This is a genomic window from Pseudomonas sp. GL-B-26 (assembly GCF_019947405.1).
GTDB lineage: Bacteria > Pseudomonadota > Gammaproteobacteria > Pseudomonadales > Pseudomonadaceae > Aquipseudomonas.
Genome location: NZ_JAGYGJ010000083.1, coordinates 1 through 11,476, shown reverse-complemented (window position 1 = coordinate 11,476; position 11,476 = coordinate 1). Strand labels below are relative to the sequence as shown.

11 protein-coding genes are annotated in these 11,476 nt (G+C 59.4%); 4 read left to right on the top strand and 7 right to left on the bottom strand.

Annotation, left to right across the window (positions count from 1 at the left end):
* Nucleotides 1–77: 77 nt before the first annotated feature.
* Nucleotides 78–902: a tRNA 2-thiocytidine(32) synthetase TtcA gene (gene ttcA / locus KGB23_RS29705; RefSeq protein ID WP_150657134.1), complete on the bottom strand. Its 825-nt coding sequence runs from the start codon at nucleotides 900–902 to the stop codon at nucleotides 78–80.
* Nucleotides 903–1,295: 393 nt separating this feature from the next.
* On the opposite strand from ttcA, the gene KGB23_RS29700 reads away from it, so the two are divergent.
* Both KGB23_RS29700 and KGB23_RS29695 read left to right on the top strand, forming a co-directional pair.
* A complete protein-coding gene (locus KGB23_RS29700) occupies nucleotides 1,296–1,898 on the top strand; it encodes a Yip1 family protein (RefSeq protein ID WP_095132452.1) in 603 nt (200 codons plus the stop codon).
* A 158-nt stretch (nucleotides 1,899–2,056) separates the two neighbouring features.
* Entirely contained in the window at nucleotides 2,057–2,551 is a 495-nt protein-coding gene (locus KGB23_RS29695) for a SprT family zinc-dependent metalloprotease (protein ID WP_033055255.1), read from the top strand.
* 120 nt (nucleotides 2,552–2,671) lie between these two features.
* Here the strand turns inward: KGB23_RS29695 and KGB23_RS29690 are convergent, their stop codons facing one another.
* A complete protein-coding gene (locus tag KGB23_RS29690; RefSeq protein WP_223433652.1) occupies nucleotides 2,672–3,853 on the bottom strand; it encodes a CaiB/BaiF CoA transferase family protein in 1,182 nt (393 codons plus the stop codon).
* A 144-nt stretch (nucleotides 3,854–3,997) separates the two neighbouring features.
* Nucleotides 3,998–5,332 carry a dicarboxylate/amino acid:cation symporter gene (locus tag KGB23_RS29685; RefSeq protein ID WP_223433651.1) on the bottom strand — a complete coding sequence of 445 codons (1,335 nt, stop codon included), beginning with the start codon at nucleotides 5,330–5,332 and terminating at the stop codon, nucleotides 3,998–4,000.
* A gap of 339 nt (nucleotides 5,333–5,671) precedes the next feature.
* On the opposite strand from KGB23_RS29685, the gene KGB23_RS29680 reads away from it, so the two are divergent.
* A complete protein-coding gene (locus KGB23_RS29680; RefSeq protein ID WP_223433650.1) occupies nucleotides 5,672–6,679 on the top strand; it encodes an AraC family transcriptional regulator in 1,008 nt (335 codons plus the stop codon).
* Nucleotides 6,680–6,852: 173 nt separating this feature from the next.
* On the opposite strand, the gene KGB23_RS29675 is transcribed toward KGB23_RS29680, so the two are convergent.
* The 4 genes from KGB23_RS29675 to KGB23_RS29660 all read right to left on the bottom strand — a co-directional run bounded on the left by KGB23_RS29675 (nucleotide 6,853) and on the right by KGB23_RS29660 (nucleotide 10,397).
* Nucleotides 6,853–7,215, bottom strand: a complete 363-nt coding sequence (locus KGB23_RS29675) for a DUF6124 family protein (protein ID WP_223433649.1) — start codon at nucleotides 7,213–7,215, stop codon at nucleotides 6,853–6,855.
* Nucleotides 7,216–7,657: 442 nt separating this feature from the next.
* Nucleotides 7,658–9,004: an ATP-binding protein gene (locus KGB23_RS29670; protein WP_223433648.1), complete on the bottom strand. Its 1,347-nt coding sequence runs from the start codon at nucleotides 9,002–9,004 to the stop codon at nucleotides 7,658–7,660.
* On the bottom strand, nucleotides 9,001–9,678 hold the full coding sequence (locus KGB23_RS29665) for a response regulator (RefSeq protein ID WP_046046505.1): 678 nt from the start codon (nucleotides 9,676–9,678) through the stop codon (nucleotides 9,001–9,003). The genes KGB23_RS29670 and KGB23_RS29665 overlap by 4 nt, the downstream gene beginning before the upstream one ends.
* A gap of 116 nt (nucleotides 9,679–9,794) precedes the next feature.
* Nucleotides 9,795–10,397 carry a porin family protein gene (locus KGB23_RS29660; RefSeq protein ID WP_149631649.1) on the bottom strand — a complete coding sequence of 201 codons (603 nt, stop codon included), beginning with the start codon at nucleotides 10,395–10,397 and terminating at the stop codon, nucleotides 9,795–9,797.
* A gap of 145 nt (nucleotides 10,398–10,542) precedes the next feature.
* Here KGB23_RS29660 and KGB23_RS29655 point away from each other — a divergent pair, with 145 nt between their 5' ends.
* Nucleotides 10,543–11,334: a dienelactone hydrolase family protein gene (locus KGB23_RS29655; protein WP_223433647.1), complete on the top strand. Its 792-nt coding sequence runs from the start codon at nucleotides 10,543–10,545 to the stop codon at nucleotides 11,332–11,334.
* The last annotated feature ends 142 nt before the right edge of the window (nucleotides 11,335–11,476 follow it).

Sequence of the window (11,476 nt, the reverse complement as noted above, 5' to 3'; positions counted from 1 at the left end):
AATGCGTAGTGTCATTCAACATTGATGTCGACTGACACTACGCATTCGCGAGCAAGCCCGCTCCCACACAATTTGTGTCAGAGGTTTACTACGTTGACGAAGCGCGAAGCTGCGGTTTCGTCGATCTTGAGATTGGTGAAGTCGAACAGGTTGCGGTCCGCCAGTTGCGACGGGATCACGTTCTGCAAGCTGCGGAAAATGCTTTCGGTGCGGCCTGGCGTCTTGCGTTCCCACTCCTGAAGCATGTCCTTGACCACCTGGCGTTGCAGGTTTTCCTGGGAACCACAGAGGTTGCACGGGATGATCGGGAATTGCTTGAAGTCCGAGTAGGCCTGAATGTCTTTTTCGTTGCAGTAGGCCAGCGGGCGGATCACCACGTTACGGCCATCGTCGGCGCGCAGCTTCGGTGGCATGGCTTTGAGCGAACCGTTGAAGAACATGTTCAGGAAAAAGGTCTCGACGATGTCGTCGCGGTGATGACCGAGGGCCATTTTGGTCGCGCCGATTTCGTCGGCAAAGGTGTAGAGCGTGCCGCGACGCAGGCGCGAGCACAGCGAACAGGTGGTCTTGCCTTCCGGGATCAGCTCCTTGACCACCGAATAGGTGTCTTTCTCGACGATGTGATACTCGATGCCCAGCGCTTTGAGGTAGGCCGGCAGCACGTGCTCAGGAAAACCCGGCTGCTTCTGGTCCATGTTCACGGCCACGATCTCGAACTTGATCGGGGCGACCTTCTGAAAGTGCATCAGCACATCGAGCAGGGTGTAGCTGTCCTTGCCACCGGACAGGCAGACCATGACCTTGTCGCCGTCTTCAATCATGTTGAAATCAGCAACAGCCTCACCGGCCTGGCGGCGAAGGCGCTTTTGCAGTTTGTTCTGGTTGACCGTAAGAGTGCCCATGACGCGAAATCCGTGAGGTGTGACGAAAGGCCGGCATTTTACGCAAAAACACTGCACTTGTGGCGAGGGGGCTTGCCCCCGTTCGGCTGCGAAGCAGTCGTAAAACAGACGCTGCGGATTACCTGTAGAGCTTAGTCGCCTGTTCGGGGCCACTTCGTGGCCCAACGGGGGCAAGCCCCCTCGCCACAGTTTTCACAAAAGCACAGACCCAGCGGCGATTAACAGGCGTGTTTACAGCGCAATTTGCTCTAAAGCCCTGCAACCTGCGCCGTTAAGACCTTTCTATACTGCGACATAAGGTCGCACACATATCCAGACCTTTCCTTACTCGGCCACTTTGGCCCGTAGGCGCTCCACTGGGGGGCGACGGTAAAAACAAGAGGAGTGACTGGCATGATCCATCACGTAGTGGGGCTCTTCACCCACCCTGACCAAGAATGGAAAGAGATTCGTGGCGACCAGGAGGAAAGCATCAGTCACATGTATCTCACTCATACCCTGATTCTGGCGGCGATCCCCGCGATATCCGCGTTTATCGGCACCACTCAGGTCGGCTGGGTCATTGGCAGTCGCGCACCGGTGATGCTGACGGTGGAAAGCGCGATATGGATGACGGTCATGTCGTACCTGGCGATGCTCGGCGGTGTGGCGGTAATGGGCGCGTTCATCCACTGGATGGCTCGTACCTATGACGCCAACCCAAGCCTGGCACGCTGCGTTGCGTTTGCGACCTATACCGCGACACCGCTGTTTATCGGCGGTCTGGCGGCGCTGTACCCACACATGTGGCTCGGGATGATCGTCGGCACCGCGGCCATCTGCTACACGGTGTACCTGCTGTATGTGGGGCTACCCACTTTCATGAACATTCCATCAGACGAGGGATTCCTGTTTTCGAGTTCGGTGCTTGCTGTAGGCCTGGTGGTGCTGGTCGCCATCATGGCGTTCACGGTAATTGTCTGGGGACTCGGCGTGGGGCCGGTCTATACGAATTAGCAACACATCACCCAAAAACAAGATCTGCCAACACAGGCCGCCGCAAGGCGGCCTTCTAATGCTCAAGGATAGAAAACGGTGACGACCATTCGGCGCCTCGGCGATTCGCAACTCCCGAGGGTTGCGGCATACTCGACGTCTCTGGAGATCCATCAAGCATGCCCGAGCAACTCAATACCCGCGTCGAAGACTGTTACCAACTAGCTGAATCCTTTTTCAAACGACCTTTCAAACGCCCCGTGGTGAGTCTCAAGCTGCGCGGGCAGAAAGCCGGTGTCGCGCATTTGCACGAGAACCTGCTGCGCTTCAATCCGCAGCTGTACCGGGAAAACACCGAAGACTTCCTCAAGCAGACCGTGGCTCACGAGGTGGCACACCTGATCGCCCATCAACTGTTCGGCGACCGCATCCAGCCGCATGGCGAAGAGTGGCAACTGATCATGCGCGGCGTGTACGAACTGCCGCCCAATCGCTGCCACACCTATGACGTCAAACGCCGCAGCGTGACCCGCTACATCTACAAATGCCCGTGTGCGGACAGTGACTTTCCGTTTTCGGCCCAGCGCCATGGTTTGGTGAGACAGGGGCGGCGGTATTTGTGTCGGCGGTGCCGGAGCACGTTGGTGTTCAGTGGGGAAATGCGGGTCGAGTAGTTAGATTTGTGGCGCCGATACTGGCCCCTTCGCGAGCAAGCCCGCTCCCACAGTGGATATATGTCACGCCGAAGATCCCCTGTGGGAGCGGGCTTGCTCGCGAAGAGGCCCTGACATCCCCTACACAACCACCTTGGCACGGCGCAATTCCTCGATACGCTCAGCGCTGTACCCCAACTCCTTTAGCACCTGATCCGTATGCTGCCCTATGGCCGCACCGATATGCCTCGGCTCGGGCAATCCTTGCGAAAACTTCAACGGACACGCCATCTGCGCCTGAGTCGTCCCGTCACCACGTGGCACTTCGGTCACCAGTGTCCGCGCCTGCAACTGCGGATGCTGCACCGCCTCGCCCAAACTCAGCACAGGCTCGACACACGCATCGACCCCGGCAAACAACTCGCACAGTTGCGCAAAGTCATGCCTCTCGAACTCGGCTTTCAACTCATTCTTCAGCGCCTGTTGCTCGGCGGGTTTGGGCGACAGGCCCTTGGCCGCCAGTTCCGGCCGCCCCAGCGCCGCACACAGTTGTTTCATGAACGCGGGCTCCAGACTGCCCACCGAGAACCAGCGCCCATCGCGGGAACGGTAATAGTCGTAGAAACTGCCACCGTTGAGCAGCTGATTCTCCCTTCCCGGCTCCTCGCCACAGGCCAGATACCCGGCGCCGGCCATGGCGTTCAGGCTGAACACGCAGTCGGTCATGCTCACATCCAGATGCTGCCCCTGCCCGGTTTGCTGCCGGGCGATGACCGCCGCCAGCAGCCCGATCACCCCGTGCAACGAGCCACCGGCGATATCCGCCACTTGCATGCCCAACGGCAGCGGTCCGCTGTCGGCGTGGCCGGTGTAGCTCGCCAGCCCCGCCAGCGCCAGGTAATTGATGTCGTGGCCGGCGCGGTCCTTGTAGGGGCCGGTCTGGCCGTAACCGGTGATCGACACGTAGATCAGTTTCGGATTGATCGCCTTCAAGGCTTCATAACCCAGGCCCAATCGCTCCATCACACCGGGGCGGAACTGCTCCAGCACGATGTCGTAGTCCTGCAGCAACTGCTTGATCACCTCCAGCGCCTCGGGCTGCTTGAGGTCCAGCGCCAGGCTGCGCTTGTTGCGATTGAGGTAGGCGTGGCTGGCTGAAACTCCCTGATCGTGAGGCGGCAATACCCGCAGCAGGTCCATGCGCGTTGGCGATTCGATGCGCAGCACCTCGGCGCCCATGTCTGCCAACAACAACGAGGCGAACGGCCCCGGCAGCAGTGTCGAGAAATCCAGAACCTTGAGGGATGCCAGTGGACCGAGCATGGGCGTTCTCCGTAAACGATGCCTCCAGACTAGGCAGCCGACGGCATTGCAGCAATCACCTTATGCGTCAGTTGCGCTGACCGTTACGCTCAAATCGCAGGCATGAAAAAACCCGCCGAAGCGGGTTTTTTCAGTGCAGCCGTCTTATTTGACGTTGGTTGGGGTTGCCCCTTCGACGTGGCCCAGAACATCGTCTTTAGGCTCGTCGGAGATACCGCGACCGCCAGAAGCCAGTTCCGCGTGCATCACGTCAACGTCCAGCTCTTTGACCCACTTGGCGACAACCAGGGTGGCAACAGCGTTACCGACCAGGTTGGTCAGGGCACGGGCTTCGGACATGAAGCGGTCGATACCGAGGATCAACGCCAGGCCGGCAACCGGCAAGTGGCCAACGGCGGACAAGGTGGCCGCCAACACGATGAAGCCACTACCGGTCACACCCGCAGCGCCTTTCGAGGACAGCAGCAACACCACCAGCAAGGTGATCTGGTGAGTGATGTCCATGTGGGTGTCGGTTGCCTGAGCAATGAACACTGCCGCCATGGTCAGGTAGATCGCAGTACCGTCGAGGTTGAACGAGTAACCGGTCGGGATCACCAGACCCACAACGGATTTCTGCGCGCCCAGACGTTCCATTTTGATCAGCATGCGTGGCAGTACCGATTCCGAAGAAGAAGTACCCAGCACGATCAGCAGCTCTTCACGGATGTAGCGGATCACTTTCAGCACGCTGAAGCCGTGAGCGCGAGCGATACCGCCCAGTACGACCAGGATGAACAACAGGCAAGTGATGTAGAAGCAGGCCATCAACTGACCCAGTTGCACCAGCGAACCCACACCGTAGGCACCGATGGTGAACGCCATGGCACCGAAGGCACCCAGTGGCGCGAGCTTCATGATCATGTTGATGATGTTGAACATCACGTGGGCGAAGCGATCGATGAAGTCCAGGATCGGCTTGCCGTAGGCACCCAGGCGATGCAGGGCGAAACCGAAGATCACCGAGAACATCAGCACTTGCAGGATGTCGCCCGTGGCGAACGCGCCGACGATGGTCGACGGGATCACGTTCAGCAGGAAGCCAACGACGCTTTGATCAGCACCGGCCGCTACATAAGCAGCGACTTTGGAGGCATCCAGCGTAGTGACGTCGATGTGCATGCCGGCACCCGGCTGCACGATGTTGACCACCACCAGACCCACCAGCAAAGCGATGGTCGAAACGATTTCGAAGTACAGCAGCGCGTAACCGCCGGTCTTGCCGACCGACTTCATGTCCTGCATGCCCGCGATACCGCTGACGACGGTGCAGAAGATGATCGGGGCGATGATCATTTTGATCAGTTTGATGAACCCGTCACCCAGCGGCTTGAGGGCCACACCGGTCTGCGGGTAGAAGTGACCGAGCAGGATGCCGATGGCAATAGCAACGATCACCTGGAAATACAGGGATTTGTACAGTGGCTGACGAGTCGTCATTGCAAAGTTCCTCAAGAGTGCCCGGTGACAACATCCATCTGTTGCCAAAGACACTTCAATTGCGAACCCTCCTGCACTGGAGGGATTTGTTTTGTCGAGCTGCGCAACGGCAGGCATCTGCGGGTTGTATCGCAAGGCCCGTGCCACCTTCGTCAAATCGCCAGCAAGCCTTTTGACCTCAAGGGTTGCAGGTTTTTCTTTGTCACCAAACGGTTACCGCAAAGTGGCGGATTTCCGCCCATCGACCAAACCTCGTCCTACAAATTGGCGGATATCCGCCTTGTTCATCATCAGGCACCACGGCTACCATCCGCCGTTCAATGGACGGACTTGCCTTCTATGCGCGAACGCACCATCGCCAGTCATTTCGCCCGTGCCGCCCTTGGTGGCGCACGCCGGCTGGGTTATGACTATTCAGAACTGTTGCAACAACTGGGGATCAGCCCCGAGTTGCTTGAGGAGCCACGTGCACGCATCGCGCCCGAGCAGTTCACCCGTTTGATCCAGGGACTGTGGTTGGCACTGGACGACGAATACCTGGGTTTCGGGCCGGTTCCGAGCAAAACCGGCAGCTTCGCGATGATGTGCCATGCGGTGATCCACTGCCGCACTCTGGAGAAAGCACTCCACCGCGGCTTATTATTTTATAGCTTATTCCCCGACAGCCCGCGTCTGACCCTGACCCGCGAAGACGACATGATTCGCCTGAGCCTCGACGATTCGCAATTCCGCGACCCGGACCACTTCCTCACCGAGAGCCAGCTGATGGTGTGGCATCGACTCGGCAGCTGGCTGATCGGCCAGCGCATTCGGCTGGAACAGGCGACATTCAGCTACCCGAAACCCGAGCACGGCGCCGAATACGATTTGTTGTTCCCCTGCCCCATGGTCTTTTCCACCACCCAGAGCAGCCTGCTGTTCCACAGTCGCTACCTGAACATGCCGCTGTTGCAGGACGAACGGACACTCAAACATTTCCTCGAACACTCCCCCGCCGACCTGTTGTCGCGCCCGGACGACGGCGACAGTTTGAGCAGCCAGCTGCGCCGATTGCTCAGCCGCGACAGTTCACGCTGGCCGGACCTGGAAGAGGTGGCCGCGCACCTGCACATCAGCCCGCAGACCTTGCGTCGGCATTTGCGGGAGGAAGGGTCGAGTTTTCAGGAATTGAAGGATCAGCTGCGGCGGGACATTGCGATTTATCACCTAGGGCGGGCGGATTTGTCGTTGCAACAGATTGCCGAGCAGCTGGGGTTTTCCGAGCCTTCGGCGTTTCACCGGGCGTTCAAGAAATGGACCGGGTTGACGCCGGGCGCTTACCGCGCCCAGGAGCAGCCCTCACCCTAACCCTCTCCCAGAGGTAGAGGGGACTGACCGAGTTGTTTTAAGAAATTCTGCGACCTGAAAGACCCCGTCGATTATGGATTCGGTGCAGGACTTTCAGGTCGCAGGATAGGCCGAACATCCCCCGATCAGTCCCCTCTCCCTCCGGGAGAGGGTTAGGGTGAGGGCTGAATCCGCTAGCCCTGTGGATCGATGTTATCCAGCGCCCGATTCACCGCTAGCTCCCCCAGCATGATGATCTGCGCAATACCCAACAGCGAATTGCGACTCGCCCCCTCCATATGATCCGCCAGGTCCATGGTCATGACATTGGCCGAGGCCAGCGACTCGCACGCATGGGCCAACAGGGTTTCGGTATCGAGTTCCGGGTTGACGATGAACATGGTGCCGGGTGTGCGTGGGGTGGCTTTGATGTGGACGGCCGGGTTGAGGTAATGATCGAGGGTGCGGTCGGTGGCTTCGTTGAGTTTTTTGGACTCAGGGGTTTCGTGCGGGGAAACCGTGTCGGTTTCCGGGGGATTTGGGGTGATCTTGAACATTTGAAGCTCCTAGAGTGACGGAGCCGCTACGCATCGCTGCTAAACGAAAAAGGGGTGGCGGCTGTACGCGGGTTAGCAGACCAGGACTCTAGAACCCGGCGCACCGAAGTGCCCCACGCAAAGCCGCCATAACATCAACGGCGGACGCTGTACGTCTAGAGATGACCCGAGCTGCTAAACCCGATCGCTGATGGTCAGCGACAGGGAAACGATAGGGCCCCAGACCCAAGGCGCACAAGCCGGCGGATTCTGGCGTAGTCGTAGGCAGCGGCGCAAGGATGTGTAGCCTGAGTGAGTGTTTGGAGATGTGTTTTAAACACCGTCGTTCAAGATCAAGAGATCGCAGCCTCGTTTCACTCGACAGCTCCTACAGGCGCACGCCGAACCCTGTAGGAGCTGTCGAGTGAAACGAGGCTGCGATCTTTTCGGTCACGCACCGATCTCAAACCACCGGGAAATGAATCCGGAACGCCGCCCCGCCCATCGGCGAATCCCCCAGCGTCAACTTCGCGCTGTAGCTCTCAATGATGTCCTTCACCACTGCCAACCCAATCCCCTGCCCCGGATGCTGCCGATCCAGCCGCTCTCCCCTTTGCAGAATCCGCGCCCGCTGATCAGGTGGCACGCCCGGCCCATCATCCTCGACACACAACTCAATCCCGCTCAGGCTTTCACGCACGCTGATGCGTACTTCGCCGAGGCACAGGCGATAGGCGTTTTCCAGCAGGTTGCCCATCATTTCCAGCAACGCGCCCTGCTCGATCGGCACGTAACACTGCTCCGGCAGATCGAAGGCGACCCGCACGCGCTTGTCGCGGTAGACCTTGTCCAGGGTGTCGCACAGGCTTTGCAGCACCGGGCGCAGGCGTACCTGATGGCGTACCAGACCGCTTTTGCGCAGGCTGGCGCGTTGCAGTTGATAGCTGATCTGCTGGCTCATGCGTTCGATCTGGGTTTGCAGCACCCAGGCCTGATCGCGATCGGCCGGGCGCAGGGCCATGTCCTCGCTGACGCCTTGCAGCACGGTCAGCGGGGTTTTCAGGCTGTGGGCCAGGTCGTCGAGGGAATCGCGATAGCGGCTGCGTTGTTCGCGCTCGCTGTGCAGCAAGCGGTTGAGGGAGCCGGTCAGGCGCAGCAGTTCGCGCGGGTGTTGTTCGCTTAGGCTTTCGCGGGTGCCGCTTTCGATCTCGTCCAGCTCCTGACTGAGTCGGCGCAATGCTTGCAAACCCCAGGTCAAACCGATCCACAGCAACGCAAGCAACACCAGCAATGCGGCACCGAATCCGAGGTAGAGGTTTTCCCGCAGGCCTTCGAGGGTGGCTTCGTACTCACGCACCGGTTGCAGCGCGACGATGCTGAACGCCGCGCTCTTGCCGCCGAGCAGTTTGACTTCGACGTCGTAGACGAAGAATTCCTGACCATCGGCCTCGCGAATTCGGGCGAACTCGTTGCCGCGTCCGTCGTAACGCGGTTTGTAGTTGATCTTCTCTTCGCGGGTGGCTTTCGAGCGCCACACCAAGTGAGCTTCGCGGTCGTAGATGTAGCCGAGCAAACGGCTGTCGGTCAGGTTGAAGCGCTCGTCGGGCAACTGCGCCGGCATTTGCAGGGTGTTATTTTCCACCCGGGCGGCGGAAATCAGCGTGGTGACGTCCGACGCCAGGCGCTGTTCGATCGAGTCTTGCAACGCCAGGCTGAACGCGCCCTGCATCGCCGGCAGCAACGCCAGCATGAACAACACCGCCAGGATCGTGGCGGCGAGCATCAAACGGACGCGAAGGGAACGAATCAAGTGCAGCGCTCATTGAACAGGTAGCCGAGGCCACGCACGGTATCGATCGGTTTGAAGCCGGCCGGGCCTTCGAGTTTGCGGCGCAGACGGCCGACCAACACTTCGATCACGTTCGGATCGCGCTCGTCGTCGTCCGGGTAGAGCTGTTCCATCAAGCGGTCCTTGGCCACCACTTGCTGGTGATGCCGCATCAGGTACTCGAGGATCCGATACTCGTAAGCGGTCAGCGCCAGCGGTTGTTCATCGAGGGACGCCTGTTTGCGATTGAGGTCCAGCAGCAACGGCCCGGCGACGATGGTCGACTGGGTGAAACCGCTGGAGCGGCGCAGTAACGCGTTCAGCCTGGCATCGAGTTCTTCGAACTGGAACGGCTTGACCACGTAATCGTCGGCGCCGGCGGCGAGGCCTTCGACCTTGTCCTGCCAATTGCCGCGCGCGGTGAGGATCAGGATCGGGAAAGTCTTGCCGCGCGAGCGCAGCTGGCGGATCAGGTCGAGCCCGCCCATGCCCGGCAGGCCGAGGTCGATCACCGCCAGGTCATGGTTGTACTGCTCGGTCTGGTACAGCGCCTCTTCGGCATTGGCCACGGACTCGACCACGTGGCCGCTGTCCGTCAGGCGGGTTTGCAGGTGATGGCGCAACAGCGCTTCATCTTCGACGACCAGCAGTTTCATAACGCTCTCCCAGGCAAATCATCATCTCCAGAGGCACGTGCACCTCGATGGCTAACATGGCGACGCCGGATCAGCCGCTTGGGTTGATCCGGCTCAGGCCTTTCACGGAACGCTTCTTAGAAAGCGTAGTTCGCCGACAGGTAGGTCTGGGCGCTGCTGGTCAGGTCCAGCGAACCCTGTTTGCTGCCACCGCGTTCGCTCATCTCGGTGCTGGCGTTGCTGCGCAGGTAACGGTAACCCAGTTCCACCGAGGTGTTTTGCGAAACCTGTTGCAGCACACCCAATTGGCCGCCGATGGCGTAACCGATGTCGCTGTCGCGGCTGAAGCCTGGGGAATCCTGAGTCATTTTGGTCAACCCGGCCGTGGCGCCGCCGAACAGCTTGGTGCTGCCTCCCACCGGGTAGAACAGATCGTAGCTGCCCAGGAGGTTTTCCTGACGCAGTTTAATGCCATTGTGCGAGCCCGACACGTTGTCGTAAGTCGCGTAGTAGCGGCCCTGGCTGTTTTGCTGGCCCAGACGCACACCCCAGGTGTTGTCCTTGCCGATCACGCCGTCGGCGTTCGGGCTGTTGAGGTTGTCGTTCAGGGCGTGGGACTTTTTGACCTTGTCGCTGGTCTGTCCAAAAGTAAGGCTGGCGAAATTGTCGTCGGAAGCGAAAGCCGCGGTACTCGCGCTCAGGACAGTGAAAGCCAGAAGCAGTTTTTTGAAGCCAGTCATAGGGGCGTTCCTTATGCGCTATGTGCTATTTGAGTACGGGGCAAGGTTACTCACCCGGCCCTGAACTCCCCCTGAACGCACTCTGAACCTGAGCTGAATCAAATCGACTCGGCTGTTTTGATGACCCTTTGCAGGAGATCCGACCATGCGCATGTTTCTCGCTTTCGTATTACTGGCCTTGAGCGGGCTCAGCCAAGCCGCTATCAAGACTCAGGAAATCCCCTATCAAAGTGCTGACAGCACCAAGATGATCGGTTACTTCGCCTATGACGACGCCATCAAAGGCGCACGCCCTGGCGTGGTGGTGGTGCACGAATGGTGGGGGCTCAACGAATACACCAAGCGTCGCGCCCGTGATCTCGCCGGCCTGGGTTACAGCGCGCTGGCCATCGACATGTATGGCGATGGCAAAAACACCGAGCATCCCAAGGACGCCATGGCCTTCATGCAGGCAGCGTTGAAAGACAGTGGCGCGGCGAGCGCGCGCTTTCAGGCCGGGCTCGATCTGCTGAAGAAACAGCCGCAAACCGATCCGGACAAAATCGCCGCTATCGGTTATTGCTTTGGCGGTGGCGTGGTGCTGAATGCGGCACGTCAGGGTTTGCCGCTGGCGGGCGTGGTGAGTTTTCACGGTGCGCTGGCGACCAAGACGCCTGCCACACCGGGTAGTGTGAAAGCGAAAATCCTTGTTGAACATGGGGCGATGGACAGCATGATCACGCCGGATAACGTGGCAGCGTTCAAGGCTGAGATGGACAAGGCTGGGGCTGACTATAAGTTCGTCAGCCTTGAAGGCGCCAAGCATGGGTTCAGCAACCCTGATGCGGATCGGTTGAGCCATGGCGATCATGCCGGGCCGGATATTGGCTACAACAAAGCGGCGGATGAAAAATCCTGGGCGGACATGCAGGCGTTTTTCAAGAAGATTTTTGGCTGACACGGTAGACCGCGGCGCGGCCTTCGCGAGCAAGCCCGCTCCCACATTGGATTTGTGTCACGACGAAGATCCAATGTGGGAGCGGGCTTGCTCGCGAATGGCAACACCTCGGTCTAACGTCAAGACTACCCAGCCTGAAGAC